The organism is Anabaena sp. UHCC 0399 (assembly GCF_034931465.1).
GTDB classification, from domain to species: Bacteria; Cyanobacteriota; Cyanobacteriia; order Cyanobacteriales; family Nostocaceae; genus Trichormus; species Trichormus minutissimus.
The window spans coordinates 38,239-63,509 of the sequence record NZ_JAYGGZ010000036.1; the positions used below are offsets into that span (position 1 = coordinate 38,239).

32 protein-coding genes and 1 pseudogene are annotated in these 25,271 nt (G+C 42.8%); 19 read left to right on the top strand and 14 right to left on the bottom strand.

What is annotated here, in order from left to right; translation table 11 throughout:
* Positions 1-159 precede the first annotated feature (159 nt).
* The 11 genes from VB693_RS18865 (at position 160) to VB693_RS18915 (ending at position 7,780) form a co-directional block, all read left to right on the top strand.
* Positions 160-843 carry a TetR/AcrR family transcriptional regulator gene (locus tag VB693_RS18865; RefSeq protein WP_224311642.1) on the top strand — a complete coding sequence of 228 codons (684 nt, stop codon included), beginning with the start codon at positions 160-162 and terminating at the stop codon, positions 841-843.
* Between the two features lie 82 nt (positions 844-925).
* Positions 926-1,885 (top strand): type II CAAX endopeptidase family protein, encoded by a 960-nt coding sequence (locus VB693_RS18870; RefSeq protein WP_323267579.1) that lies wholly within the window; start codon positions 926-928, stop codon positions 1,883-1,885.
* 64 nt (positions 1,886-1,949) lie between these two features.
* The gene (locus VB693_RS18875) at positions 1,950-2,690 is read left to right on the top strand and encodes a CPBP family intramembrane glutamic endopeptidase (protein WP_185569307.1); all 741 of its coding nucleotides are present in this window, start codon (positions 1,950-1,952) and stop codon (positions 2,688-2,690) included.
* A 194-nt stretch (positions 2,691-2,884) separates the two neighbouring features.
* Positions 2,885-3,238, top strand: a complete 354-nt coding sequence (locus VB693_RS18880; RefSeq protein ID WP_323267580.1) for a hypothetical protein — start codon at positions 2,885-2,887, stop codon at positions 3,236-3,238.
* Positions 3,239-3,343: 105 nt separating this feature from the next.
* Positions 3,344-4,183 (top strand): CPBP family intramembrane glutamic endopeptidase, encoded by an 840-nt coding sequence (locus tag VB693_RS18885; protein ID WP_323267581.1) that lies wholly within the window; start codon positions 3,344-3,346, stop codon positions 4,181-4,183.
* A gap of 827 nt (positions 4,184-5,010) precedes the next feature.
* Complete coding sequence (locus VB693_RS18890; RefSeq protein ID WP_096553053.1) at positions 5,011-5,283, top strand: DUF302 domain-containing protein; 273 nt, start codon at positions 5,011-5,013, stop codon at positions 5,281-5,283.
* A gap of 123 nt (positions 5,284-5,406) precedes the next feature.
* Positions 5,407-5,772: a hypothetical protein gene (locus VB693_RS18895; RefSeq protein WP_185569302.1), complete on the top strand. Its 366-nt coding sequence runs from the start codon at positions 5,407-5,409 to the stop codon at positions 5,770-5,772.
* 184 nt (positions 5,773-5,956) lie between these two features.
* A complete protein-coding gene (locus tag VB693_RS18900; protein WP_041457408.1) occupies positions 5,957-6,358 on the top strand; it encodes a RidA family protein in 402 nt (133 codons plus the stop codon).
* On the top strand, positions 6,355-6,978 hold the full coding sequence (locus VB693_RS18905) for an SgcJ/EcaC family oxidoreductase (RefSeq protein WP_323267582.1): 624 nt from the start codon (positions 6,355-6,357) through the stop codon (positions 6,976-6,978). The genes VB693_RS18900 and VB693_RS18905 overlap by 4 nt, the downstream gene beginning before the upstream one ends.
* A 119-nt stretch (positions 6,979-7,097) precedes the next feature.
* On the top strand, positions 7,098-7,520 hold the full coding sequence (locus tag VB693_RS18910; protein ID WP_323267583.1) for a peptidoglycan-binding domain-containing protein: 423 nt from the start codon (positions 7,098-7,100) through the stop codon (positions 7,518-7,520).
* A 17-nt stretch (positions 7,521-7,537) separates the two neighbouring features.
* Entirely contained in the window at positions 7,538-7,780 is a 243-nt protein-coding gene (locus VB693_RS18915) for an HU family DNA-binding protein (RefSeq protein ID WP_323267584.1), read from the top strand.
* A 290-nt stretch (positions 7,781-8,070) separates the two neighbouring features.
* Here VB693_RS18915 and VB693_RS18920 read toward each other — a convergent pair whose 3' ends face one another.
* On the bottom strand, positions 8,071-9,204 hold the full coding sequence (locus VB693_RS18920) for an ISAs1 family transposase (RefSeq protein WP_323267585.1): 1,134 nt from the start codon (positions 9,202-9,204) through the stop codon (positions 8,071-8,073).
* 260 nt (positions 9,205-9,464) lie between these two features.
* On the opposite strand from VB693_RS18920, the gene VB693_RS18925 reads away from it, so the two are divergent.
* Positions 9,465-9,866, top strand: a complete 402-nt coding sequence (locus VB693_RS18925; RefSeq protein WP_323267586.1) for a nuclease A inhibitor family protein — start codon at positions 9,465-9,467, stop codon at positions 9,864-9,866.
* 66 nt (positions 9,867-9,932) lie between these two features.
* Here VB693_RS18925 and VB693_RS18930 read toward each other — a convergent pair whose 3' ends face one another.
* A complete protein-coding gene (locus tag VB693_RS18930) occupies positions 9,933-10,754 on the bottom strand; it encodes a DNA/RNA non-specific endonuclease (protein ID WP_323267587.1) in 822 nt (273 codons plus the stop codon).
* A 450-nt stretch (positions 10,755-11,204) separates the two neighbouring features.
* Positions 11,205-11,777: a sigma-70 family RNA polymerase sigma factor gene (locus VB693_RS18935; protein WP_323267588.1), complete on the bottom strand. Its 573-nt coding sequence runs from the start codon at positions 11,775-11,777 to the stop codon at positions 11,205-11,207.
* Positions 11,778-12,121: 344 nt separating this feature from the next.
* On the opposite strand from VB693_RS18935, the gene VB693_RS18940 reads away from it, so the two are divergent.
* On the top strand, positions 12,122-12,448 hold the full coding sequence (locus VB693_RS18940; RefSeq protein ID WP_323267589.1) for a hypothetical protein: 327 nt from the start codon (positions 12,122-12,124) through the stop codon (positions 12,446-12,448).
* A 198-nt stretch (positions 12,449-12,646) separates the two neighbouring features.
* Here the strand turns inward: VB693_RS18940 and VB693_RS18945 are convergent, their stop codons facing one another.
* Together VB693_RS18945 and VB693_RS18950 are read right to left on the bottom strand one after the other, a co-directional pair.
* Positions 12,647-12,859 carry a hypothetical protein gene (locus tag VB693_RS18945; RefSeq protein WP_323267590.1) on the bottom strand — a complete coding sequence of 71 codons (213 nt, stop codon included), beginning with the start codon at positions 12,857-12,859 and terminating at the stop codon, positions 12,647-12,649.
* 53 nt (positions 12,860-12,912) lie between these two features.
* The gene (locus VB693_RS18950; protein WP_323267591.1) at positions 12,913-13,047 is read right to left on the bottom strand and encodes a hypothetical protein; all 135 of its coding nucleotides are present in this window, start codon (positions 13,045-13,047) and stop codon (positions 12,913-12,915) included.
* Between the two features lie 24 nt (positions 13,048-13,071).
* On the opposite strand from VB693_RS18950, the gene VB693_RS18955 reads away from it, so the two are divergent.
* Positions 13,072-13,272: a hypothetical protein gene (locus VB693_RS18955; protein ID WP_323267592.1), complete on the top strand. Its 201-nt coding sequence runs from the start codon at positions 13,072-13,074 to the stop codon at positions 13,270-13,272.
* An 18-nt stretch (positions 13,273-13,290) separates the two neighbouring features.
* Here VB693_RS18955 and VB693_RS18960 read toward each other — a convergent pair whose 3' ends face one another.
* The gene (locus tag VB693_RS18960) at positions 13,291-13,641 is read right to left on the bottom strand and encodes a hypothetical protein (protein WP_323267593.1); all 351 of its coding nucleotides are present in this window, start codon (positions 13,639-13,641) and stop codon (positions 13,291-13,293) included.
* Positions 13,642-13,770: 129 nt separating this feature from the next.
* On the opposite strand from VB693_RS18960, the gene VB693_RS18965 reads away from it, so the two are divergent.
* Complete coding sequence (locus VB693_RS18965; RefSeq protein ID WP_323267594.1) at positions 13,771-14,181, top strand: nuclease A inhibitor family protein; 411 nt, start codon at positions 13,771-13,773, stop codon at positions 14,179-14,181.
* Between the two features lie 3 nt (positions 14,182-14,184).
* On the opposite strand, the gene VB693_RS18970 is transcribed toward VB693_RS18965, so the two are convergent.
* The gene (locus VB693_RS18970; RefSeq protein ID WP_323267595.1) at positions 14,185-15,084 is read right to left on the bottom strand and encodes a DNA/RNA non-specific endonuclease; all 900 of its coding nucleotides are present in this window, start codon (positions 15,082-15,084) and stop codon (positions 14,185-14,187) included.
* A gap of 262 nt (positions 15,085-15,346) precedes the next feature.
* On the opposite strand from VB693_RS18970, the gene VB693_RS18975 reads away from it, so the two are divergent.
* A complete protein-coding gene (locus VB693_RS18975) occupies positions 15,347-15,994 on the top strand; it encodes a hypothetical protein (protein ID WP_323267596.1) in 648 nt (215 codons plus the stop codon).
* Between the two features lie 123 nt (positions 15,995-16,117).
* On the opposite strand, the gene VB693_RS18980 is transcribed toward VB693_RS18975, so the two are convergent.
* From VB693_RS18980 to VB693_RS19005, 6 genes are all read right to left on the bottom strand, one after another.
* Positions 16,118-18,358: an ATP-dependent RecD-like DNA helicase gene (locus VB693_RS18980; RefSeq protein ID WP_323267597.1), complete on the bottom strand. Its 2,241-nt coding sequence runs from the start codon at positions 18,356-18,358 to the stop codon at positions 16,118-16,120.
* A 544-nt stretch (positions 18,359-18,902) separates the two neighbouring features.
* Positions 18,903-19,853 carry a PEP-CTERM sorting domain-containing protein gene (locus VB693_RS18985; protein WP_323267598.1) on the bottom strand — a complete coding sequence of 317 codons (951 nt, stop codon included), beginning with the start codon at positions 19,851-19,853 and terminating at the stop codon, positions 18,903-18,905.
* 217 nt (positions 19,854-20,070) lie between these two features.
* On the bottom strand, positions 20,071-20,697 hold the full coding sequence (locus tag VB693_RS18990) for a glutathione S-transferase (RefSeq protein ID WP_323267599.1): 627 nt from the start codon (positions 20,695-20,697) through the stop codon (positions 20,071-20,073).
* A gap of 129 nt (positions 20,698-20,826) precedes the next feature.
* A complete protein-coding gene (locus tag VB693_RS18995; protein WP_323267600.1) occupies positions 20,827-21,309 on the bottom strand; it encodes a DUF4174 domain-containing protein in 483 nt (160 codons plus the stop codon).
* Positions 21,310-21,452: 143 nt separating this feature from the next.
* A complete protein-coding gene (locus tag VB693_RS19000; protein WP_323267601.1) occupies positions 21,453-21,863 on the bottom strand; it encodes a hypothetical protein in 411 nt (136 codons plus the stop codon).
* Positions 21,864-21,957: 94 nt separating this feature from the next.
* The gene (locus tag VB693_RS19005; RefSeq protein WP_323267602.1) at positions 21,958-22,395 is read right to left on the bottom strand and encodes a low molecular weight phosphatase family protein; all 438 of its coding nucleotides are present in this window, start codon (positions 22,393-22,395) and stop codon (positions 21,958-21,960) included.
* A 376-nt stretch (positions 22,396-22,771) separates the two neighbouring features.
* Between VB693_RS19005 and VB693_RS19010 the strand changes: the two are divergent.
* The 3 genes and pseudogenes from VB693_RS19010 to VB693_RS19020 all read left to right on the top strand — a co-directional run.
* A pseudogene (locus VB693_RS19010) lies at positions 22,772-23,188 on the top strand (ribonucleoside-triphosphate reductase, adenosylcobalamin-dependent); the annotation flags it as partial.
* Positions 23,189-23,297: 109 nt separating this feature from the next.
* Positions 23,298-23,612, top strand: a complete 315-nt coding sequence (locus tag VB693_RS19015; RefSeq protein WP_323267603.1) for a TRADD-N-associated membrane domain-containing protein — start codon at positions 23,298-23,300, stop codon at positions 23,610-23,612.
* Between the two features lie 118 nt (positions 23,613-23,730).
* Positions 23,731-24,642 carry a DUF6731 family protein gene (locus VB693_RS19020; protein ID WP_323267604.1) on the top strand — a complete coding sequence of 304 codons (912 nt, stop codon included), beginning with the start codon at positions 23,731-23,733 and terminating at the stop codon, positions 24,640-24,642.
* On the opposite strand, the gene VB693_RS19025 is transcribed toward VB693_RS19020, so the two are convergent.
* Complete coding sequence (locus VB693_RS19025; protein ID WP_323267605.1) at positions 24,639-25,079, bottom strand: hypothetical protein; 441 nt, start codon at positions 25,077-25,079, stop codon at positions 24,639-24,641. The two genes, VB693_RS19020 and VB693_RS19025, sit on opposite strands and share 4 nt — an antisense overlap.
* Between the last annotated feature and the right edge of the window lie 192 nt (positions 25,080-25,271).

The window sequence follows — 25,271 nt, forward strand, 5'->3', positions numbered from 1 at the left end:
ACAACGCGGTAAGCAAACAAGGAGCTTTCGTAATCAAAACTGGGGTCAAGTCCGAAATCAGCAGCGCGGTGTAAATCATTTGCAAAAGCTATCTCTTGCGAGGTATGTCATTTAGTGACAAAATGTCATTAAATGACAAATATGGCACGAAAGACGGCTATGGCGAGTGATGGTGACAGCAACGCGATGAGCAATCACAAATCAGGCGATCGCAAATCAGGGGGGATGAATGCACAACGGCAACAGCGGGTACGTCTGGAGATTTCGCGGGAGGCAGCGCGTTTGTTCTGGGAACACGGTGTTGCTGCCACGAGCGGCGAACAAATCGCAAGCGCGGTTGGAATCTCGGTGCGAACCCTCTGGCGGTACTTCCGCAACAAGGAAAGCTGTGCTGAGCCGGTCTTGGCGCAGGATGTCGAGGAGTGTGTGGCGGTGCTGCGCCGCTGGCCTCGGGAAGTCTCTCTTGAAGATCACCTCCTTGAATGGGCAACGAACCGAACCAAAGATGTCGAGCAGCAAGCCTACGACGAGGCTGTCATCAAGATGACCGTGCTGGCTGAAAAAGAGCCGGATCTTCGCGCCGCCTGGTTAATGACTCACGATCGAATTGAGCGAGAACTGGTCGAGATCATCGCGGATCGCCTGCGCCGCCCATCTGATGATATTGAGGTGCGGTTGCACGCGGCTGTCACCACCGCAGTTTTGCGCGTCATTAGCGAAGATGTCAGCACCGCCCTCATGTCGGGAGCCGATCCTGCCTCCATCGGCAACCCCATCAGGCATATAGCCCAAGCTGTGCGCGTAGCCACTGGCGGAGCCGTCGGTGATCCCGTTGATCCCTAAAAACAATCGCAACGGCAACTACAGCCCAATTCGAGCAGCCCGATTCGAGCAATACATACACGCACGAGCAAAGGAGACGAAGATGAGGATCAAAGCAATCACAGGACATCAGAAAATCGGAACGGAAGTGAAAGACACGACTTACGTGGAGGCTGCCGGGTGGGGGAAGTATCGGTGGTGGCGGTATGTTTTGGGACTGGTGATCATCCTCTTTGCGTGGTTGGTCGTCGGTAGTGGTGCCAGCGTACTCGTCGCGTTCGCGCTCGGCGGACAGGCAGACCCCTCAGTGCTCAGTCCCGTGGAATACTACCTGTTTGTCATGACGAGTTTCTTGTTCTTCTTCGTGGGAGTCCTTATCGCTGTCTCCCTCGTCCACCGCCGCCACCCCCGAACACTCGTCACGGTGCAGGAGCGGATAAACTGGCATCGGGTCGGTCATGGATTCGTGGCGTGGTTCGTGCCGTACTGCCTGATCGGTGGGCTGGGGCAGTATCTGTTTTACCCGGATACCTTCTCCTTTAACTCCGACCTCTTAACCCTCGCACTCTTCGTGCCGCTGGCACTGGTTCTTACCGCGATTCAGACGACCACTGAGGAGCTTTTCTTTCGCGGATACGTTGTGCAGGGTGCGAGCCTCATCTGGAGCAACCGCGTCTTTCTGGCGATCGTGCCAGCCGTGATATTCACCCTGCCGCACCTCCTTAACCCGGAGGTGTCCGCAGGCGGCTGGCTCACGGTCTTTTCCAACTACTTCTTCGTTCCGGGTCTGGTGTGGACTGTGGTCTCATTGATTGACGGCACCACCGAACTCGCCATCGGCGTACACTTCGCGAACAACATCGGCGGGGCACTCCTGTTCAACATCACTGGAAGTGCCTTGCCCTCACCCGCTCTGTTCACAATCAGCGAGTATCACGCGACCTACGGGGCACTAGCGGTGCTGGTTGCAGTACCCGTGTTTCTGGCGATCGCCTACAAGGTGTTCAAACGCGACGGGGTATCCAAACTCGTTTCCCAGAGCGATCGGAGTGGTCGTTGGTGACCCCGGCAAATCCCGAACCCATCAGCAACTGAAGTCAGCAACCCGATAAAAGGAGTCAATTATCATGCCTCGTGTTTCTTCAAATCACTTGCGGGAGTCGGGAAAGCCCCCTTCCGCGTCCTCGGCTTGGTCTAGCAAGACCTCCCGTCCGGGCTGGCCCGAGATTATCGTCGGACTCGTTGTCTATTTAATTGTAGGGTTCGGAGGCATCTCGCTGTTCAAGCAACTCAGTCTTGACCCCGTGGTCTACGGCCTGATCTTAACTGCATGGACTGGTGTCGCCACGCTGATCGCGTTCGCGGTGGCTGCGCGGCTGCGGATTCGTTCCCTGAGTGCCTTCGGCGTGCGTCGAACCTCCGGACGCTGGCTCCTGATCGGCGTCGGAGTAGGACTGGTTGCCTTCGTGCTCAAGAGTCTGGCGATCCTAGCCTGGGTTCAGATCACTGGGGACACGAACAATGTCCAGGATGTTTACGGAGATGGCGCTCGCGGCGGGTTACTGTCTCTGGTTTTGAGCACGGTGTTCATTGCCGTCTTCTCACCCCTTGGTGAGGAACTGCTCTACCGAGGCATCGTCACCAACGCGCTGCTGCGCTACGGCCCGTTTGTTGGGGTCGTGGGCAGCACTGTGATCTTCGCTCTCATGCATGGGATCAACAACATCTTTCCCGCTGCTGTGGTGGCTGGTCTCGCCACCGCCGAGGTCTTCCGCCGCAGCGGATCGATCTGGCCCGGCCTCGTCGTCCACTTCGTTTTCAACCTGCCCTCGTTCCTGTTGATGGTGTTGTTCACCAGCACGGGCTGATAGGAGGGATCGGAGTTTGATTTTGCGCCGAAGCTCATATTCGATACTTACAAGTTTGTTACCTGTGAGCGGAATGTAGAGCAATGTGCGCCTGAATCAGCAGATTAAACTAATTAAGGAGAATCACAGACATGACTATCACTCGACTAAAGCGCTCTCAAAGCCTCCAGTCGTTCAACTTCCAAACTAATCTCATGAAAAAGATAATTTTGCTAGCACTGGTGGGTACGGGATTCATAGTAAATATGCCCTTTATGGCACAGGCACTAGATTCAGAAAAAATTGGTCAGAACCTTGATCGAGAGCGGAATATGTCAATCGCTCAGTACAATCGCGACGATCGATATCGTCACGATCGATATCGTCACGATCGATATCGTCACGATCGATATCGTCACGATCGGTCTCCTTATCGAGTGTTTGTGGTTTATTACCGCAGCCGTGACAATCGGAGATGGATTTTTGTGAGTACTCACTACAATCGTCGCGATGCCGAACGTGCTGCCGACCGCTTGGAGCGGCGTGGTTATCGAACCCAAATTTTATGATAGAGGCGTTTCAAACCAAGAGAGAACAACCAGATTTGATTTTAGGAGAAACACAATGATACTTCAGGATAAGGTGGCGCTAGTCACCAGGTGGCAATCTTTATCTTGACATTGTGTCTACCCAGTATGCTGATGTCTCTGGAGATTAAATCAATGGCAGTTTTGAAACAATTTGGGATTCTATTTGTGTTGGGCATTGCGGGAATTGTGATGCTTACGATTACGTCGGTTCCATTAATTGAGCAACGGTTAGCGAAACTGTCTCCAGAAACACTGGAAAAAGTGCCTCCATTGTGGATTTTAATGCTTCTGCAAGGACTACAGTATTCAATTATACTGGCAATCAGCATTCTGATCGGAATTGGTTGTGCCTATCGTGTTGGATTAAGCTCCCATTTGATTGATCATTGGGTGTTTCACACCGCTAAGTCTCCATCTTTTGCCGTTGAGATGAAGTGGAGCTTGGGTGTGGGTGCAGCGGCGGCGATCGTTCTCTTGTTGCTCGATCAGTTGATGCAACCTGTCCTACCTGAAGCGCTACGGGCAGCCAATAATACAGAGCCAAGTTGGTTGAATTTGCTCACAGCAATGTTCTATGGCGGCATCACTGAGGAAATTTTGATGCGCTGGGGTTTAATGTCGCTGCTTGTTTGGATCGCGTGGAAAGGGCTAAAACAAGGTGTTACGTTGCCAAGTCAAGGGATTTACCAGGGTGCGATCGTTCTAGCCGCGTTGGTATTTGGACTACTACACCTGCCAGCGACTGCTGCGATCGTTCCCCTCACTCCAGTTGTAATTATTCGGGCGTTGTTACTGAATGGGATTGTGGGAATCGCGTTTGGCTGGCTCTTTTGGCAATATTCGCTAGAGGCTGCAATGTTAGCTCATATCAGCGTTCATGCTTTTACCTTTGTTCTTAGCGGTTTGCTGGCAAGGTTGGCTTAGGTTTTGGAATATATCTCGTAGGGCTAGCACTGCCCACAAAGCTTTATCGTGAAAGGCTTTAAAAATGGGGGACGATGCCCACTACTTGAATTGATGCTCAACTCTACAGTTTTAAGGTAGTAAATCAAATGATTCAGTACAAAGATTTCGCGCCTCGGATTACTGAACGGGGACCCTTCGGCGGACCTTCCGAGTATGAATCTTTCTCGGAGGTTGTGAGTGCTGTAAATCAGTGGATCGAAAGTACAACGATACAGGTGATCAATGTTGAAACTGTTGTTCTACCCGATCGGATTGAAGGCACAAGTGATGATGTCTACGGAGTGACGACCAGTAATGCTTTCCACCCAGTGATGATCAGTCAGGGTCTTGCAATCAATTGCTTTCAATGTGTGCGTGTGTGGTACAGAGAATAAGCTTTATTGGAAAGAGAAAAAATGAAACGATTTACTTTGTTTACTTTCCTGTATCTTGCGCTCGGAGTTTGTTTGACGGCGATCGCGCTTGGATACCCAAACCTGCCTTCGCGTCTTCAAACAAGCTTGTTCGCCAGTGCAGGAGCGTCCTACCTTGTTTGTCTCTTCAGTACCTTCCCTTTTTGGCGGGAGGCGACGCTCCGCGTCTATCGCAGACGGAATTCAGCAGTAATTCTACCCTGGTTGGTGATTGGAGTGAACATTATTGTGACGATCTGGGAGCTTCAGAGTCAGAACTGGACAATGGAAGCCATTTTAGGAGCGTTTTCGCGGCTATTAGTCGTCTTAATATTTGCAGAAATCATTGTGATTACATGGCAAGTGAATTCTGAACATTAGTGTCTAAATCGAATGGCACGCTCATTAAGACACAGCCCTTGCCCAGACTGGGAACCCATTCTGGGAGGCTCTGCCTCTTCCTTCATGGTGGCAGAACCAACGATCGCCCTGGATTTATCCCTGAAAGTACTGGCTCATGAAGCGACTGACGGCAAGGTGTGGGTGAGTTACAACGATCTTAATTACTTAAAACAGCGATTTTCTCTCTCAGATGAGTTGGTGGAAAATATCGCTATCATTGCACCTTTAATCAATGAAGCACTTAGTTCCGTAGATCACAAATAAGTTGGAGAATTAGCACGCGATGGCGCAAAGCGCCCGCTCAAAAGGCGATCGCACCTTGGCGTTTTTGAAACAGCATTGTAGTAGCAATCGAGTAATGTCAAACTCATTAATTTTACAACACTCATGAAAATATTTGCGTTCCTCCTGGCTCTGCCAATCAGTATCTTAGCTAATTTTTCCTTAAGAGCTTCTGCTGATTCTACTGCTGGCATCATCCTGAGTACAAAATGCCAGGGTGGGTACAACATCAATATTTGGCAGAATTATACGAACGGTGAACTGCTTTATCGCGCAACCAGTGCCAACGGTAATTTAAGTTTGAATAAAGGAACTAGCCAAGCAACAGAAGGTGTTCGAGTGTATAAGTTTCGGAATGGAATTTATGAATATTGGGTATGGGATGGCACGTTGGATAACCCGCAGTCTGGAACTTTAGAGGTGTATAAAAACAACCGTATCTTGATGAAGCAAGCTTGTAGAAAAAGTTGAATGAATGGCACGCTCGTTAAGACACAGCCCCTGCCCTGACTGGTTTCCAGTCTTAAGACTGGGAACGAGACTAAACAAGCCTTTGGGCTTTTCTTAGTGCCATTCGGGTCTAAATCGGATGATGCCGAAACAAACTCGTTTCAGGAACGCGAGATAGAGTCAAACGTACTACATGAGGAACACCATGAATAAGCCCAAGTTTTTTGTTACCCCTGGTTATGGGGAATATCTGTTGAATCAATTGCATTACTCGCAAGCGGTAAAAATTGACAATCGAGTGGAGATATCAGGGCAAGGTGGCTGGGATGACAATCTGCAAATTACCGAATCGCTTGCAGACGAGATTGCTCAGGCGTTCAGGAACGTCGAGCGAACCTTGGCGACGGCTGGTGCGGGTTGGGAGCATGTGGTTCACGTTAATTCTTACCATGTTGGCGGGTTCCCCCCGGAGGTTAACGAAGTGATGTCCAAGCTATTTCGTCATTATATGCCGAATCACGCTCCAATCTGGACACAGGTAGGAGTCGCGGCGCTTGGACTACCCACGATGCGGATTGAAATTCGCGTGACTGCAATTGTTCCGTGAGTTTTGCAAGCGTTAATAACACAATTTATGCTGCTCGAAAACTGGTCTATCACTTAAAAGGAGAACTCAAGAGTGTGAATTCACAAACAGCTCAAACCACCACTAATGCTGACGAGTCGGCAATCCGTGCTTTCCTTTACCAGATGATTGATGCTTGGAATCGAGGTAGCGAGGAAGGCTTTGCTGCCCCGTTCAGCAAAACTGCCGATTTCCTCACGTTCGAGGGTACACATCTCAAGGGTCGAAAAGAAATCGCTGCATTTCATCAGCAAGCGTTCGACACGGTTATCAAAGGAACATGCCTGGAGGGTGAGGTGAATTTTGTCCGCTTCGTGAACTCGCAACTCGCGCTCATGCACGTAGTTATCAGGGTAATACTGCCCGGACAAACTGAAACTTCACCGTCACGAGATTCGCTGCCGCTATACGTCGTAACGAAATGCGACGAAGGTTGGCGGATCGAAGGGTTGCTAAATACCCGGAAGTTAACGCTAGAACGTCAATTCTTCTTAGACGACTTTGACTCCCTGAGTGCAGAGGCTCAACGTCAAGTGACCGACCTCGTTGCAGGTCTCAAAGCGAGTGGAGTAATCACTCCGACGCAAATTGATGCGAAATAAAACCAATCTCCATCAGGAGGACAATCATGAAACCTCAACTCATTTTCGGAGTACTAACGATTGCAATAGGATTGCTCGGAGGTTCATTCACTCATCCCGCGATAGCGTTCGCGGAGCGTGTGCTTTGCACTCAGCGCTGCTGCGTTCGCCCTTGGCATCTCCCAAGGGGAGAAGCGCAGATCGCACACCGCATTCCTCCACAACAAACCTCCCCCATTCTGATCGCCACTGCCTACACTGATTTAACCTTACCTACCTTGCGCCAAGGCGATCGCGGCAGAAACGTGCAATTGTTACAGCGCATCCTTCAAGACAATGGCTTTTTAGGAGCCGCAGGTGTGAGGTTAGGCAATCCAAGAGGGGCGATCATCGATGGCATCTTTGGTGCGGTCACAACGTCTGCGGTACGCGATCTCCAGCGACGATACAGAATCCCAGTTACAGGGCGAGTCAATCCAACCACCTGGGAAGTCCTGGATATGCACGAAAACCCCTATCGATCGCCGCTTCCCTGGAAACAACAGAACATTACACAACCATAAGCCACAGGAGATTTCTAATGAACCGAAAGATTCTTTCAATCAAAATCACAACTACTGTTACTGAAGCTGTAGCGAATGGAGATAAGGTAACACTTGTTGGTTTTGGCTCATTCGAGCGACGCGTTCACGAAGTGTGCCGAAGGTATCGCTCAGAGCGTGAAGGGCGTAATCCCCAAACCAACGAGAAAATCACCATTCCTGCTACCAAAATACCTGCATTTTCTGCTGGCAAGCAGTTTCGGGAGAAAGTAGCACCATAGATGAATTGCTTTGTTACCAGCAATCCAATCACTGTTCCCGCCAGGGCGAACGCATCTTAATTGCTAATAAGAATTGAGAAGCAGATTCAAATATTTAGAATAAAGCCAATTTTTTTAGATAAATAGTAAATGCAAATCAAAGGATAAACTCAGATATTAAAAACTTAATATTTACCATGAAGATATGATTTTAAATCAACAATTAGCAGAAAGTGGACAATATGAATTAATGACTGCAACCTAAATTGAGAACTAGTTACAGCCTGATTCAATACCTTATAAAATCAGCTTTAAGCCAAGGAAAGCAATCTAGTTAAATAATGATTATCCATAGCAGCTAGAAATTGTTTGTTTTTTACTCCTACTTTCACCCGTTTTTCTTTACCTAATAGATTAACTGCAATATGTCTGAGAACTGCAAAATTTTGTGGTGCATTATCTTTTCTTATGCGACAGTCATCTTCGTTTAATGCGACATCTAATATCCAATGTAGTGAATTTTCAATTCCCCAATGGCTGCGAATAGAATTAGCAAACTTTTGGGCGTTACCTTCTAGGCTGCTAATAAAATAACGGATCTCTACAGTTGTCTTGCCATCTAATTCCCGTACAGACTCCACCATGCCTATGCTATTTAGTTTTGCCCAGACTGAATCTGGGTCAAGCTTTTCTCCGATATTAGATATCATTAAATAATGACGAATTTCGTGGCGACCATGACCAAATTCCTCTGTTTTATACGTGCTATGCTTTAATCCTTGGAAGCCTGTTTTTATTCCAAGAGCAATTAGTTCTTCTACTTCATTATAAAGATTTCCTTGATTCTTTTTTAAGGTAATTACGTAGTCTGCCTCTTGCTGGGCGATTAACTTCACAATATTTTTTTGACAGCCTATTGCATCTATTGTCACAATACATCCAGACAGTTCTAGCACCTTTAATAACTCTGGAATTGCTACGATTTCATTGGAATGAGAATCTACTTTTACTTGACCCAGTACCATTCTATTGCTCGTTGCCCAAGCACTAACTATTTCGATGGCACTTTGCCCTGATACTTTATCAAATGAACCACATAAAGTTTTCCCATCGATTGCTACTATCTCCCCTGATGTTACCTTCTGTATTGATCTCATCCACGATAGAAAACATTCTTGGAACTGTTGGGGGTTTAACTGTGCAAAGACTCGCCCAAATATATCGTGTGACGGAATGCCGTTTGGTAACTCCAAAAACGTTTTTAACCATTCATATTTCGTGCAGCCATATAGTTCAATTGCCACCCAACTCTCTGCTCCACAGATCACTGCACATAAAGCAATAGTCAAAATGTCAATGAATTTATGTCGTTTTGTACGATCTATTCGTGGGTCTGACATCACAGCAAAATGGTCAGCAATAGTGATTTTGGGCTTGAGCTTCACGCCTTCCTTGGGCTATATACTTTTACAATGACTTTACCATCAAAGCCTCATTACTCAACCTTCATCCTATGAGCGTAGGCGTTCGCGTAGCGTTCCGCAGGAAAGCCCGCCGTAGGCATCGCTACCTTTTTTCCCACTTTAGTAGTTATGTACTATATTTAGATGCGTTCGCCCTGCAGCCATCACTTAAGTCTTTGGGCTAGTGTTACAACTTAAATAACTTGTTGCCATGATGTTGTAATTTTTTCTATATAAATTCTATGCCTAATGAAATTACAGAAAAGCTCAAGCAAGCCTCTGACGGTTTGTTAATGATGAGTGAATCAGAATATCCTTTTGAAGTTTTTTTGTGGTCTAATCAAGCTCAAGAAGCGTTGACAACTCAAAAACTATTCCAATTAACAGGACATCCCCCAGAAACATCAATTAATCAAGTAGAACTAGATTATTTCTTTCGTAACTGCGCTGTAGAAAAAGAATGGCATGATGAAGTGCAAAAACAAGATGTGCATAAATTTCAAACGCTTGTTAAAACACTAAAGGATAATCTCACAGATATCAAAGTTTATCGTTTAGGTACAATCAATATTGATGTCTATATTGTTGGTAAAACTTCATCTGGAGATTTAGCAGGAATTTGCACAAAAGTTGTAGAAACCTAACTAATCAATTATTAGCCTGTCTATAATTTACAGACAGGCTTTAATTTTTAAGTGAGCTAACTATCCTTACAAATTATCAACTCTAGACTCAATTACACTTTGAACAGACGAAGAAACATTGGATAACAAGTTATACCCCGTACTGGCTTCAATTGAATCAACACTGACTCTGTAGTTTTTCCAGTTATTATTTCTAATTCCCTGCGTATTAGGCATATTCACTGCAATTACTCTGGTGTTAGTATTTACACTACTAGCACCAGAGTTTGATGAATTTAATACTACAATCACCTTCCATGTTCTGGAAGGAACAGTAACTTTACCACCAGCAATTGTGCTTTTTGTGCCGTAAGAACCCGAAATAATATAGAGTTCTTTCCCCTGGTTTACTAAGTCTCTAGAATAGTTTTCTAGTACAGCCCAAGGCCCCTGATTATTATCAGGTGCTTGGGGTATTATATTGGTCATCAAAAACGTAGCAGAGTTATTGGAAGATGTATTTGTCCTATCTGCTGAAGGGGTCATGTGACCACGGTCAAAGCCACTACCAGTGTAATCCGAAGAAGTAACTCGGTAGCAGCTTGAAGGAATTGTAGTATCTGCACGAAAATCATCTTGGCGAGGTGCGCTTCCGAGCCATGATTGATTTAATTGCCAACTCACCCAATTTGGTGTTCCTCTAAAACAGTTATGAGAGGTTGCGTACTGAGCCTTACTTAGTAATAAATTACTGAAGCTAGTGTTAGCACCAGTAGGATTTCCCATCGTCAAATGAACACTTGAGGTTTGGGCAGTTAGTGGCTTTTGTAGATAATTAAACAGAGTGAAAAATATTGCTGCTGGTACGGCAATAGGTAGAATAGCCTGGAAAAACTTAGACTTATTCATTGGTTAGTATTTATTTGTTTAAAAGAACTACAATTGTTTCTGTTTAAGTTACAGAAATTCAGTCAAACTTAGCGATTGCAATATAGCTTTGGTTGTATAAGCAGAGGTTAAAAAGTTGTAACCGTTGCATTAAAATTTAGTAATCATTGAGGTGATTATCTTAAATTAACGTGTCCAATAATATGAAAAACTTATAATTATTTCTGTCATGACGTTGGCATTAGCCTTTCCTACGCGAACTGGTAGGGTATGGAGTGTAGCAATCGCAAGGGTTGTGATGACTTCTCTGCTTTCCCTGCGGGATGCTACTCATTTGCGTAGCGTATTGTAGACAGACGCTGCGCTCTTAATGACTGTAAATATTTTTGTTTATCTACTTAATATTGTACGGAAAAAGTAGATACTGGTGAATTGCATAGTTCTAAAATGTTGTATTTTTGGCTTTTAACGCTAAACATTTTGAGGCTCTAAAGAATTAAATATATCACGAAGATGCTTTAAAGCTCTTTCTTTACGTTTACGCAATGTTGATTCAGTCTGAATCACTTTTCCTTGGGATTCTAAATGAGATTTAATTTCTTTCCAAGATAAGTTTTTGATGGTTTTTAAAAGTAAAATTTCTCTTTCTTGGGGTTCTAATTTCTCAAAGGCTAATTTGATTCTTTGAAAGAATTCATTGTCATCTTCTTCAATACTAGGGAAATGTAAATCAGATTGAGATTCAATAAGACTTTCCTCTAGTGGTAGGCATCTTTTAAGCTCTCTACTTTGTTCTCTAATGATGTTATAGGCTGTTCGTCGAACCCAAGCAAGAGGTTTTTCAATACGTTCTCCTGCTGTTATAAGTTTGACTCCACGCATATATGCTTCATTTAATACCCAAGTTATGCTATAAGAGTTGCTGAGATGAAATTGTGCAAGACTGCGTTTAATGAAGGCTAACATTGAGTTAGCAGAAGGACTTCCAGAGTTAAGTAAGGTATTAAACTCTTGGTCAAATGCCTGACGATTAAAAGCTGACATTCCATGCCCCCTAGTTACGTAAGTAGGAATTAATACGGCTTTTTATTCGTTTTTCAGATGAAGTAACTTTACCTATTAGTGAAAAAATGAATCATTTGTGACATTTTAGTGAAATTTTCCCTAATTTATCATTAATTACTAGATTAGTCGTCACAAAAATGAAAAACTTTCACTATATATATGAGGTCACAGAAGTCAGCAGTTTTCACTATATATAGGAGGTTAACTAAACCAAATATGTTCACTAAGCAGCAACAACCAGGATACTGTGTATCACTAGAGATTATATAACTAGATTGATACTTAAGTCCGAACAGAATTTGGTGACAAGGAGATTAACGCAAATGGATTCTTTATATTTTGGCAAAGAAATTAAAATTTCTGAGTTATCATTAACTCATGAGCAAATGATTCTTATAATAGAATACCTGTATTTAGCACGTTTAAACAGCTTATCAGAACAGCAAACGCAGCGTATATCAGATATTCTAGAAATCGCTCAACAAGACCCAAAAATTGATTTTTGGTTGACAGAAGCAGACCAGTTTATCGGACAACAATTGAATTTGATAAATGAATATGAATATAAAAACCTACAAGCAAAATTAAGAGAATATCTAGTAACAGACTGCAACAATTTGAGTCAAACTACTTCTCGTAAGCTAAAGTAACTTGAGATTGCACATCAGATAGATTTTTTTGTGTTCTGATTTTTATTCTAGTAGTAATAATCCCGTGAATCAAAGTAGCTCCACGGGATATTTAATTTTGAAAATTCAGATGTGACACTTAATACTCCATGTATGGCATTACCTATTTAGGTGACAAAGATTTATAGATGGAACTTGAAAAATTTTTAAGTTGAATCTTCACGGAATAATATGAGTAATTGGTTCTTTTATAACTCCTGATTTTAAATTATTTGACAAGTTGGGCATAATTCCAATTAAACAGAGTATGATAACTAATGTTAAACAGTAAGAAGCAAACATTAAATAAGCTACCACTGCTGCCATGCCTTCAGTTTTCTGCTCTTTAATACTGCCTGCTTTTGATAAAAAAGAATTCAATAATTGCAGCATTTTTCGACTCCTGGAATTCTGTGTGGCTTCAATTATTAGTGATTTTGACATGACTATGTGACTAGTTCTAAGAAAGGAAGACGAGTCATATTGTCATCTTGGGTTGTTCCAACTGCTAATAAAGTCAACTTTATACGTTTTGTTTCTCTGGTTAGAGGCTTTTGGTCAAACCGTAGTGCCAACATCATAAATAGCCGCTCATAGGTGCATCGATGAACAAAACGACAAAGAACACACTCGGTTCTGGTATGAGTGATGAAGATTGGTTTAGCTTAGGGAAATCTGATGCCTGGGCTGGAAAACCCAAAGTCCCACCAGAACAAGATGCTCAAGCGGCGAGTATGTATGATTTAGGTTACAGCGAGGGAGAGATTACACATTCGCCAACTGAAACTCCCAAGGCACAACAGTAGTTAGAAATTGCGATCGCTCTACACACTATCATCCATCCAGCCACAATCAGGGCAGTCCCAATGTACTCGTGCCGTGTAGTCACGTTCATACTCAGCACCACATTGGGGACACTTGCCAGTAAACATCGGATGCCAATCAAGTAACTCTAACTGTTGCTCTGCTGTCCAGCGTTGGCGGGGTTGTAAAATCAACTCGCCATTGTAGTAACTTGCCCCTTCTGGTTGCCATAGTTCTACAGGTTCGGCGTTGAGGTCTTCTCTGAAGTCTAGGCATTTATCACCGTCTACCCCATCAGGATGTACGGCACAGACGAGGTAGGGGTTATGTGAGTAGAGGAGGCAGCGATCGCATTGGGGGATTTTTGGCATACTATCAGTTATACACCTTGCTTTTTCCTCTAAGAATCTGATGGGAGGCGATCGCCCAGTTTAGTTTCTTTCTCAGTCAACATTGCGCTTAAACTCCATTTGGCTGCATCTGGCAAGATTATTGCAACTATGGCACATCAAACTAATGACTCTCTTGTAGAAATGCTCAAGCAAGCAACAGAAGGTGTGTTTTACACAAGTGAATCAGACTATCCTTTTGAGGTAATTCATTGGGAAGGGAATGGAGAACCGATTACAGCAAAAACCATTATAGAAAAAACGGGAATACAAGAAGATACTCCCATTGAAGTTATAGATTTTGCTGAATTTTTTAATCCAGAAATCCCTGACCCTGACTGGTATGAAGTTGAAGAAAAAGCAGAAGCAGCCAGATATAAAAATTTAATGGGAATTTTGAATAATCACCTTAGCAATATTAATGTTTATCGGTTAGGTGAGATTGAAATTGATATCTACATTTTGGGTCAGTTAGAGTGTGGAGATATCATGGGTTTAGCCACAAAATCTATAGAAACCTAAATCTTAAGAAGCACCCCTGTCAATTTTTGCTTCAATTACATCTTGAATATCTTTAGGAACATTGCTAAATAAATCGTAGCCGGTTAGCTTTTCTATTTCGTCAACTGAGGTGATATAACGAAATTTGCCATTGTTTGGTTCTTTAATACTCCAAGAATCTTGCTTAACTCCTTGTTTGTGAGGCATATTCACGGCAATTATACGAGTATCCTTAGTCACACCTTTTAGCCCCAATTCAGGCTTGTCGAGAACAAGGATTACTTTCCAAGAACTAGCAGGAACATTGATTTTATTACCAGAACTCCTACCTGTAAAAGTAGACTTGAAACCATTAGTTCCTTGTCCCCCAGTGCCAGCACCGCCAGCGATTATGTAAAGCTCCTTACCTTCCCCTGCAAGCTCTCTACTATATCGTTCCAATTTTTCCCAAGGCCCTTGATTCACATCAGGGGACTGGGGAATAATGTTGGTCATTTGAAAAACAGCACAGTTGTCAGTAGTATTATTGTTTCTGTCGGCTGATGGGGTTAAGTGACCTCGATCAAAGCCGCTTCCTTTGTAGTCAGTAGGCAGAACAGGTTTAAATCCTCTAGGTAATGTGTTATCTGGAGAAAAACCATTTTCCTCGCCTTTTCGGCAGCGAGGAACACCACCTAGCCATTTTTTGTTTAGTTGCCAACTTACCCAGTTAGCAATAGATTTACTTTTGTTGTAAGACAAGGCATTCTGCTTTTTAATCAACAACAAATTATCTGCATTATCTGAGTCTTGAGTAGCCCCACTAGGATTACCTAGTATTAGGTGAACGCTGCCAAAGTTGTTATCACCCGTAGCTGGGGAATTAATAAGGATTACGCCCGCTACAGCTAATAAATTTCCTAAAAATGAAAAGCTCTTAATCATAACTGGTAATTGAACTGATTTATGAACTCTTTCCTGAATTTTAGAACAGGAAGTGACTGTAAATCAGTAAAATTTTTCTTAAAATTAACAGTTTCAGCAGAGGAAACCTCAAGCGGCGAGTATGTATGACCTGGGTTACAATGAGGGGAAAATTACACATTCGCCAGCCTATTTACGAAAGGTTGTGCATGAGCAGATCAAGAAGTGGATGACATGATAAAGTACGCAAAATACTTTTATTACGAATGACTGAGGAAAGATAGTGAGTACAACAGCAATTATTGTTGAGTTTTTAGTAATTGGTTCACTAGCACTTAGTACAGTTATATTTCTTATCCTTACAGTTCTGAAAATTGATAATTTTTGTTTTTTATCAGACATCAAAGAATGGTCATCTGCACTGGTTGTAATATTAACTCTAGTTTCGTACTTCTTTGGTGCATTATTAAATAGCCTAACTATTTCGGTCTATTTATCTATAAGAAACTTTCTTGAATTAATAAATAGAAATAAATTTCTGAGTTATTTGATCAATTCAAAAATCCTTAAATTTTTCTTAGGGGATGGGCGGTTCTGGCTAGAAGATGGACAATTAGAATGGGACAGAATACGTTTTTTCATTTTCGAGAATGGTTCAATTAACGTTATAGAAAGGCTTAAATATACGCAAAGTCTAGTAAGATTATTTAGGGGTGTAGCTATAATTACACCATTATTTGGCATTAGTGTTTCTATTTGGTTGGTTACTTGCCTTAATCAACCAATAACTGCTTTAATCGCAACAGGTCTTTGTTTAACCTTGTCTTTGCTATCAACAATTGCCGGCTCTAATCAGGGCAAAGATTATGGAAGAGAGATGGCAGTAGCAAAGGAAGTTATTCATGAGAAATTATTTCTGAGTAAAAAGTAAACTCCTAACGCACAAAGGCAGGATTAGTTAAAAAAGCTCTTTTCAGTATGACTGAATTTGAGTAATAAAACTGTTCGGTGTTTTAAGTTAATTTTTTCAGTCTGAACCAGGGTGGGAGCGCAATCATTGTAACGCTGCTTGTAACCTCTGCGGCAATCGAGTATATCGCTCTTGGGATTTTGTAGAACGAACGCACATACCGATCGCCTTCTGACTGCCAACAATAATCGCCAACTTCTTGGCACGGGTTAACCCTGTATAAAGTAAATTCCGAGTCAGCATCATGTAATGTTGCGTGTACAAAGGCAAAATCACTACTGGGTATTCTGAACCCTGCGCTTTATGTATGCTAACGCTCCAGGCTAAAGCCAACTCATTCATGTCAGCATAATCATAAGTTACTTCGCGCTCTTGGTACTGTACAATTACTTCCTGTTCCTCAGTATCTATTGTGGTAATAAATCCCACATCACCATTGAAAACTTCCCTTTGATAGTCGTTGGTGAGTTGAATAATGCGATCGCCTGTTCTAAAAATAGTCCCACCCCTGGTTACTTCAATTTTTTCAGGGCTAGGCGGATTAATTAACTGTTGTAGTACATTGTTGAGATTGCGTGTACCGACTAATCCCCGTGACATGGGGCAAAGCACTTGTACATCAGTCGCCGGATTAAAACCAAGCCCTGGAATAAAATCTGCAATCAACTCACTAATTGCCTGTACCCCATGTTCTGGCTCAAACCCGCCACCATGCCACAAACAATCAGATTGAGGTGTATTAGAAATTGGTTCGATTTGGGGATATTGCCCTCGGTTAATTTGATGCGATGCAGTAATAATTTTGCTAGTAGCAGCTTGGCGAAATACTTGAGTAAGTCTGACTACAGGCACTTGACGCGACTTAATTAAATCAGCTAGCACGTTACCCGCACCCACCGATGGCAATTGGTCAATATCTCCCACCAATAATAGTTGAGCATCGTCTGCCACAGCTTGCACTAAAGAGTATGCCAGAAACAAGTCAAGCATACTAGCTTCATCTACAATAATTGCACTCTGGGGTAAGGGGTTAGTGCGATCTCTTTTAAAACTGCGTGTCTTGGGGTCAAATTCCAAAAGGCGGTGAATGGTTTTAGCTTCTAGTCCAGTCATCTCGCCTAATCTTTGGGCAGCGCGTCCAGTTGGTGCAGCTAAGGCAATTGATTTACCCATTGCCTTCCACAAGGAAACAATGGTGTGAGTAGTAAAAGTTTTGCCCACACCAGGGCCACCTGTAATCACAGTAAATCTAGAGTAGGCGGCAACTTCTACTGCTTGTTGCTGTTCTGGTGATAGTGCAACTTGGCGGCTACTGCTAAAACGCTCCAACCAAGCACAGACGCGAGGAATATCAGCACTGATGGGGTGGGTGAGGCGAACTCGTACCAATTGGGCTAGGTTTTGCTCAGTATAAAAGTAAGTAGGTTTGTAGCAATTGAGCGTTTTATCGGCATCACGTTCTCTAATTAGCTCATCTTTCAAAGCCATATCTTTGATAGTTTGAGCGATGGCATCTGCTGTTGGTTGATGCTCCTGGGTAGTGAGCAGTTTAGTCACCGATTCAATTAATTCTGTTTGCGGTAAGTAGCAATGTCCATCTTCTGCGGCTTCACTCAAAGCATGAACAAGCCCAGCACAGTAACGAAACTGGGAATCGGCGGGAACTCCCAAATTTCGGGCAATTTTATCAGCAGTTAAAAAACCAATGCCGTAAATGTCAGTTGCCAACTGGTAGGGGTTTTCGGTGACAGTGGCGATCGCTTTGTCTTGGTATTGCTTGTAAATTTTGACTGCATAGGTGGTGCTAACGCCATGACTTTGCAGAAATACCATCACTTCTTTAATGGCTTTTTGGGTTTCCCAGGCGTTCTTGATTAACTTGATGCGTTTTTTGGCGATGCCTTGTACTTCAATTAGTCGCTCTATTTGGGTTTCAATAATATCTAAAGTCTCTATGCCAAAATGGGCAACAATCCGTTTTGCAGTAACTGGCCCTACACCCTTAATTAGACCGCTACCTAAATATTTCTCAATTCCTGTGAGGGTGGCTGGTTTGGTTTCTCTGTAATTCACAACTTGAAACTGCAAACCATATTGGGGATGTTCGCGCCAAAAGCCGATTAATTGCAGTGTTTGTCCTGGCTGGATATCTGCAAAGCTACCAGTAATTGTAGTTAGTTCTTTCGCGCCAGGGCGTTGCAGACGTGCCACGGTATAACCCGATTCTTGAGAATAATACGTCAGGCGTTCTACCACTCCCATGATTGATTCATGTTTGGGAGTAGCGTTTATTTGTTGCTGGCTCGGTAGGGGTGTGGTGGACATCACTTTCAACAAACGGCGCAGCTATTATACTCGATACTCACTGTTTGAAAAGTAATCGAGTTAGCTTGGTATAGTATTTATGTACTATACAGGAAATTATAGAAAATGGCGTAGTTTACTGCTGCACGCATCGCTCTTTTTAGCGTTTCCTTGCTTGAATTTCAGGAAACATCACTATCTTTAGCTAGGGATGGGGAAATGCTAAGGTAATCCGCAGTAACTATTGACTATTGACTAATGACTATTGATCAGCGATCGCTCTTTTTAGTTTTTCCTCTAAGAATTTTGTGTGGGCAATGACATTCTGCCCACTATTAAGTGATTGCAAGGATGAATATTGACCGAAATTAATGGGATACAAGCCCCGTCCACTTCGGCAAGCTCAGTGCATGGCTTATAGGGCGGAGAGTGTCAAAGTATCACCTATCATCAGACACAACAAAAACCCCACGAGTCAAGTGAGGTTGATTTTGGGAAATTTTGGTTTACTGCTTAGTTTCTCAGTTTTGAGAAAAAATTATAGCGTGGAGATGAGAGATTGAGACTACGCCTTGCGTTTGAGCAGCAGGGAAGTACCTAAAACACCCAGGAGCGCGATACTTAACGACGGCTCTGGTACTGCTTGCGTTTGACGCAATTGGATGTATGTGGATAAACCAACGAGATTATCGGTATTAATCAGGTCAACATTAGCATCGAAAAGTGGCCCCCAAACACTAGGTGCATCTTGTGGCAGATTCCAGAAGCGTAGGATTTTGTTTTCACTATGTACCTGAGCCACTATATTGTCTAAAGCTGCCTTGGTGTCTTCAGGGATAATCCCAAGACCGTCCCAAGCCAGATCGCCATTAAAGAAAGTGTTCCAGTTACCACTGATTAAAGGAATAAACTCAGGTGCGATACCCATACCGATGTCACCCTGACGGCCATCGTAGGCGGCATAGCGCAAATCCTGGGAGAGCATATAATCTCGTGGTCGATTACCTGAGATGATGACATTAACCGCTCCCTTTTGTGTGTCGTAGCCACCAGAAGCGTTTTTGGTATAAGTAGTAAACAGCCCAGGATTAGAGAGCGCGTAGCTAGTTAGACTTTGGTGTAGGCGTTCGTAGGTTGAAACACCCTCACTTTTAATGTCAACTAAAAGGAGTAGGGGTGTACCATCGGCATAAATCCCACCGTTGTTAACCTTAGCTGCCAAGTCCCGCAATGGTGTCAGGTATAAATCCTCCATTGTGGGCAATATCGTGGGGTCAGCTACTGGGTCGTGAGCAACACGCAAGTCTGTCTCGTAGAGCCAGATATCAGCCTCAACGCTGATGAAACCGTTGTGAAGGGCATCAAATAGCGGGTTCTTGTTTTCATAGTCGTTGTGAGCATGAGTGCGCGGTACAGACTGGGCGAGGGGATTTCTCACTGTATCGGCATAAGCTTGACCGACATAACAACTCGCTGCGATCGCTCCAACCGCCAGTGTACGAATGAGACTTTTCATGGTAGATTTTCCTTAAAGTCCCTCTCAAAATAATTGGCTTGTATCTCACACAGAGTTAAGCTTCGGTAATATTTTTTTTAAAAATTGGGCAGTGCCGTAGGGGTTAGTAGAGCTAATCTGTAGATATCGCTTCCCTATTGCAAAGTTTCCTCGCTTGAATTTCAGGAAACAGGCGTTAGCGGATCTTATCGTAGATATCGCTCTTGTACGAAAATTATTAAACGCTGTTGGCGTAGTTGTATTTGCCTCCACGTTCAAGGGCGCGTTCGTAAGCAGGTCGTGCATGGATGCGTTCGATAAATTGCTTAATCTTTGGTCGGCTCTCAATGAGTTCGGCTTGCATAGCAACCAATTCCAGAGGAAAGCTCATTTGGATATCGGCGGCGGTAAATTCTTCGCCTACAAACCACGTACTCTTACCAAGTTCAGCTTCTATGTAATCAAAGTGAAGCTTAATTTGGGGCGTGATAAATGCGTCGTTTGCCCTGCTATCCCCTGCCCCAAAGCGGTTAAAGATGAGGTTCATTACCAGAGGTGGCATTGCCGAACCTTCGGCGTAATGCAGCCAATATGTGTAGCGCAAACGCTCTGGCGTACCGGATTTTGGGATTAACTGACCATTGCCGTAGCTCTCTACTATGTATTCGATGATAGCAACAGTCACTGCTGCATCTGTAATCACTGGTGACTTGCCAAGCGGATGGACTTGGCGCAGCGATGCTGGTGCTAACATCGTTTTCTGGTCACGTTCGTAGAACTTGATATCGTATTCGATGCCTAATTCTTCAAGTAGCCATAGCACACGCTGTGAGCGCGAGTTGTTGAGATGATGGACAACGATCATAATAGCTACTTTTTGTTATCTGCTTTTGCTCATCTCAAAGTATCATCAGTTCCCCTACTTTTCATCTATCTGGTGGTTTGCCCTGGGTATAATGCAGCGTTTGACTCGCTTGTATTTTTAAGTTACTTTCTACCTCAAAGAGCGCATTTCTTGCTGGCGCATGGGCATAGCGTCAATTTGCTCAAAAATTGCTGTCGCTGGGACTGGTGTAGTATCACTGCGCTTAACACCACCATCTTTGCCTACCAAAATAACGCGGAAATTGTCTTGATCAACCCCAAAGCGCGATCGCAAATTGGCCACAGAAGATTCATCTATTGGCTGTCCGTTGGCATAGCTTTTATCTGTTGCCAAAACCTGAACCAGAACTAAATCCCGTTCTGTAAAACCGTTTTGGTGCTGGTTAAATAACTGCATCTGCTGTTGGTAATCACGATTATTAACAGACGGTGCAAACACTAATAGCACGCGGTTTTGCCATTTTTGGGAACTGAGGTTAAATGAAGACATTTTGATGGCTTGGGTTGAACCTTGGACAGTACCACCAATGCTGACTGGCGATAGGGCTATAGACGCGGTGAGGGACAGGGCAATTAATACTGAGTTATTCACTTCGGCGTTTGAGATGAACTTTCCATCCTTTCAAACTATCATTAGTTTCCCTTTTCTAACTCTATCTGGTGATTGAATAATTCTTAGAGGAAAAGAGCGATCGCCCTAGTACATTTTTCCTCTAAGAATCTGATGGGGGTGCGTCATCGAGATTGAAAAAACTGCTTGATAAAGTTTAGATATCCTTGTCGCCCACCTTTATTAGTCCAGAGTTTAATTGACGATTGAATTCGTTTGAGGCAGTCTACGATTTCTGTCACAGTCTTGGGTGTCATCTGCTCGTCAAGCGGTTGAATTGCGTTGCCTGAAATGGATGTTCGCCCTAAGCGTAATTCACAAATTGCCTTTACTTGTTCGGTTACTTGGGCTGATATTCCTCTAATTGGACGTGATGCGCCTGACCTACCTTGAGCTTCGGCACTATAAACGCGGATTAATGATTCAATTGCTGTCATGACTTCAGCATCAATCAAATCAGGTCTTTCTTGATAGACTTGCATGATTACAAATTCTATATTCTGTAGAACATCTAAATGTTTATCCTCAACGCTCATGATTACCACTGTATCTATAGTTTTAACTGAGTTGATAGTCTGTGCAATCGCAACTATACAATTAAAGTAAACAATTAAAGTAATTTTGCGGCTACTAACTTTGAGCTAACTGTTCTATCAGTTGCAGTATATGTTGTTCAATTTGCTCAAGGGCAACTGTAGCCGAGGTTTTATCAGTATCATGGACTAACCAGTAGTCAATTACACCTGCCCATTGAGGAAAGCGTTCATTCATTAGTGGGCGGTGTTCTAATTCATCTAGGGCAATAACCCTAGTAGCTGACTGAAAATCTAGCTCAATGGCTGCTAGTGGAAACCGTTCATCATCTGGTGGGTTCACCAAGCGCACTGCTAAAGCCTCAGCCGCATACTTGGATATTGCCCCCACATTGTTTACACCGCGCTCAAGTGCTAATCCTCTAGAGTCAGCCTGCCAATTTAACCCCTGTTTGGTAGCTAACCAATTAAATAAGTTTTCAGCAAAGCGGCTGCGGTAGTAGTTGCCTGTACACAAGAACAAGATTTTATTCATTCATTTGACCAAATAAGCCTACGGGCTTTGTACTGGTAAATGCGTTAATTTGCAAGATATCTAGGCTACTTTTTACATGGTTGCGATTGGGGTTTCCTCTAAGAATTGCGGTTTAGGCAGATTGATCGCATTCTCACCTCAGCTAACAAATCATCAGTGCTTAATTATTGCCCATCTTCCGCAAAAACATCGCTCTCCTAATAATTGCAACTCTGTATATAACCTTTCTGGAGAGAAAAAGTCATTATACACCATAAATATATGTGGCAATTTGTACAGTCATGGCATAGCGTAAAGTGGAAAATTTTTCAAGCTTTTATCCTCTATCCACTTGGCGTATAGTCGTAATCTGTTCACAAGCAACAACACTTTTGATATGGTTCGAGAGCTGGAAATTAAACGTCAGGGTGCAAAGTTTCCCGAAACTGCACTAGCCGCTAATCCCGTATTTTTTAGAACTTATAGCCGCCGTACAGAGGCTCTTTTAAGAGAAACTTGGGATGAAGTGTGCGATCGCACTATCCAAGGTTTAGTGGAGTTAGGCAAACTCACACCAGAAGAAGCCGCTATTTTAGAAAAAACACAACGTCATTTGCAAGCCTTACCCAGTGGGCGTTGGTTGTGGGTGGATAATACAGATTGGATATCCAAACTCAAAAACTTTTCTGGTGCGTATAATTGCACCTCTACCAATCTCCAGGATTGGAAAGCCTTCGGGTTGATGATGAATCTAGCCATGATGGGCTGCGGGACGGGAGCAGTCATAGAACCACAGTATATTAATCAACTGCCTGCTAATGGAAACGAAAAATAAATGCCCATCTGGTAGTTGCGACCTACCAGTTAGGCACTCAAACATTTCTCCTAAATCAATTCCAATCAATTTAGAAGCAAGAAATTATATGTTACCAAATCATCGATCCTGTGGGGATGAAAACGCCGCATCTACTTCAGATAGCTGCATCAAAACCTATTCAGCAGTGGAGTTGAGCATTGCCCAAGAACGGCTACGCCAAGCTCGGTGGAGTTTTAATGTAGCTTTGGCAATGACGATGGCTTCTGCTGTGATTAGCTTGGTTGGTGTTGGACTACTACTATCTGGCAAGACCACAGAAGGATCTGTTGCCGCAGCAGGTGGATTCGCCTCTAGTGTTCGTTGCCTCCAACTGGCAAAAGACACCAATGACCGACTAGACAAGATAGCTGCCGAAATTTAATTTCTGTTGCGTCTTTAAGGGCGATCGCTTCCTCTCATGGTTGCGATCGCAACCACATGACTGACGTGTTAACAGGTTTTTTAGTTCTGAAGGAAATTGGGGGCGACACATCCCAATTTTGAAAACAATATATTTGGATGCAATGAGTAAGACACTGAATGTTGATTTTTTCAAAGTTGTAATTCCCGCAGACATGAATTTGTCTTTTGGAGAAGTGTTACAAAAAGTTATACAATTGCCTGCTGATCAAAGATTTCAAGAAGTTCGTCTACACTATGTTTCTCTACACGAAGCTGTGTTTGGATGGCAGCAGACATGGGAAGGAGAAATAGTTCGTCTTCGGATGGACAATATACCCGTTAAGGCCAATCTTGCTGGCAAAATAGAAGATTTTAAGCTGGCAGATGATGAAGGTATAGGTGAACAATCGGCATTTATTTACGATCCAGCTACTAATATCCTACTACTTCAATCTAACAAACATGGTGTATCACCAGGAAATTTCGCTAGATATTTTGAATTAATCATTAGTTCTAATGCCTCTATTTATATTGATCCGGTCATCCAGTTGGATGCTTTACAAAGATTGGAACAGATGAAAACAGTCAAAAAACTTAATATTAGTATTGCTGCATTAGAAAATATGAGTGTTTTTGAAAACTCTGGACTTGAAGAATTTGTCAACCTTACTACAGCTTATCAAGCTCCAGCAATTGATATAGAGTTCAAGGTTTCTCGTTCCAAAAAATCATCTTTGCCTTTAGAGAAAGTACGTAATGCTACTACTGCATTGCTATGTATTTCTAATCAAAACCAAAGTCAGGTTAAAAAAATCAGAATTTCGGGTTCTAGTGATGATGACGATAATCTATATGTAGATTTATTGAAAGACAAGATGCGTGAATCCATACAAATAAAAGCCTCAACTGGTCAACGTAATATTCCTTATTTAGAACGACAGAAAGCTCTAAGAGATGCTTGGGAAAAACGAAAATCTGAAATATTCAAAATGTATGGAAAAATCACTTAATTAGCAGCGCGTAGTATTGCAGCAAACACTCTAATAACTCTATAAGCACTCAAACCAGATGTTATTAGAGCAAATAACCAAATTCCAAAAGCAACCCATTGCCATGAGCCAAAATTTTGAATTTCAACAAATAAACCTATAAAGCTTAATAATGCTAAAAAAAACGACCAGTTTATAGCATCCATAAAGTAGTTAATTAACTTGGTATATTTATTAGTATTTCTTATTTGCTTTACAATATTTGTATTACTTATTGTGAATAAAATAGACATTGCAGCAGCAAGAAAGCCTATTGCAATACCGCTAAGTGTTGTGGCAGCAGAAAATAAGTCTTTTAAAGAGGTAGGTAAAGGTTTGCCCCAAAACAACAAACAGTAAAAGACTGTAAAAAATAATCCAAATGTTATGGGATACCATTTTTCGAGATTTTTTTGCATATAAATCACCCGGCAACCCAATCAAAAATCTGCTTATGACTATTCTACCATTTTTGTAGTATTTATGTACTATAAGAATGGACAGCTATAATCAATCTTTAAATTTTGACAGATTTTAGAAGCTATACACTTATTTATTAAAGGATATTGGAAGCGCATAGTGAACTTTTAGTTTTGGGGAAAGTAGGTGAT

Coding starts and splice junctions, on each gene's coding strand:
- VB693_RS18865 (WP_224311642.1), top strand. CDS start 160: ATGGCGAGTGATGGTGACAGCAACGCGATGAGCAATCACAAATCAGGC.
- VB693_RS18870 (WP_323267579.1), top strand. CDS start 926: ATGAGGATCAAAGCAATCACAGGACATCAGAAAATCGGAACGGAAGTG.
- VB693_RS18875 (WP_185569307.1), top strand. CDS start 1,950: ATGCCTCGTGTTTCTTCAAATCACTTGCGGGAGTCGGGAAAGCCCCCT.
- VB693_RS18880 (WP_323267580.1), top strand. CDS start 2,885: ATGAAAAAGATAATTTTGCTAGCACTGGTGGGTACGGGATTCATAGTA.
- VB693_RS18890 (WP_096553053.1), top strand. CDS start 5,011: ATGGCACGCTCATTAAGACACAGCCCTTGCCCAGACTGGGAACCCATT.
- VB693_RS18895 (WP_185569302.1), top strand. CDS start 5,407: ATGAAAATATTTGCGTTCCTCCTGGCTCTGCCAATCAGTATCTTAGCT.
- VB693_RS18900 (WP_041457408.1), top strand. CDS start 5,957: ATGAATAAGCCCAAGTTTTTTGTTACCCCTGGTTATGGGGAATATCTG.
- VB693_RS18915 (WP_323267584.1), top strand. CDS start 7,538: ATGAACCGAAAGATTCTTTCAATCAAAATCACAACTACTGTTACTGAA.
- VB693_RS18925 (WP_323267586.1), top strand. CDS start 9,465: ATGCCTAATGAAATTACAGAAAAGCTCAAGCAAGCCTCTGACGGTTTG.
- VB693_RS18930 (WP_323267587.1), bottom strand. CDS start 10,754: ATGAATAAGTCTAAGTTTTTCCAGGCTATTCTACCTATTGCCGTACCA.
- VB693_RS18935 (WP_323267588.1), bottom strand. CDS start 11,777: ATGTCAGCTTTTAATCGTCAGGCATTTGACCAAGAGTTTAATACCTTA.
- VB693_RS18940 (WP_323267589.1), top strand. CDS start 12,122: ATGGATTCTTTATATTTTGGCAAAGAAATTAAAATTTCTGAGTTATCA.
- VB693_RS18945 (WP_323267590.1), bottom strand. CDS start 12,859: ATGCTGCAATTATTGAATTCTTTTTTATCAAAAGCAGGCAGTATTAAA.
- VB693_RS18950 (WP_323267591.1), bottom strand. CDS start 13,047: ATGATGTTGGCACTACGGTTTGACCAAAAGCCTCTAACCAGAGAAACA.
- VB693_RS18955 (WP_323267592.1), top strand. CDS start 13,072: ATGAACAAAACGACAAAGAACACACTCGGTTCTGGTATGAGTGATGAA.
- VB693_RS18960 (WP_323267593.1), bottom strand. CDS start 13,641: ATGCCAAAAATCCCCCAATGCGATCGCTGCCTCCTCTACTCACATAAC.
- VB693_RS18965 (WP_323267594.1), top strand. CDS start 13,771: ATGGCACATCAAACTAATGACTCTCTTGTAGAAATGCTCAAGCAAGCA.
- VB693_RS18970 (WP_323267595.1), bottom strand. CDS start 15,084: ATGATTAAGAGCTTTTCATTTTTAGGAAATTTATTAGCTGTAGCGGGC.
- VB693_RS18980 (WP_323267597.1), bottom strand. CDS start 18,358: ATGTCCACCACACCCCTACCGAGCCAGCAACAAATAAACGCTACTCCC.
- VB693_RS18985 (WP_323267598.1), bottom strand. CDS start 19,853: ATGAAAAGTCTCATTCGTACACTGGCGGTTGGAGCGATCGCAGCGAGT.
- VB693_RS18990 (WP_323267599.1), bottom strand. CDS start 20,697: ATGATCGTTGTCCATCATCTCAACAACTCGCGCTCACAGCGTGTGCTA.
- VB693_RS19000 (WP_323267601.1), bottom strand. CDS start 21,863: ATGAGCGTTGAGGATAAACATTTAGATGTTCTACAGAATATAGAATTT.
- VB693_RS19005 (WP_323267602.1), bottom strand. CDS start 22,395: ATGAATAAAATCTTGTTCTTGTGTACAGGCAACTACTACCGCAGCCGC.
- VB693_RS19015 (WP_323267603.1), top strand. CDS start 23,298: ATGTTACCAAATCATCGATCCTGTGGGGATGAAAACGCCGCATCTACT.
- VB693_RS19025 (WP_323267605.1), bottom strand. CDS start 25,079: ATGCAAAAAAATCTCGAAAAATGGTATCCCATAACATTTGGATTATTT.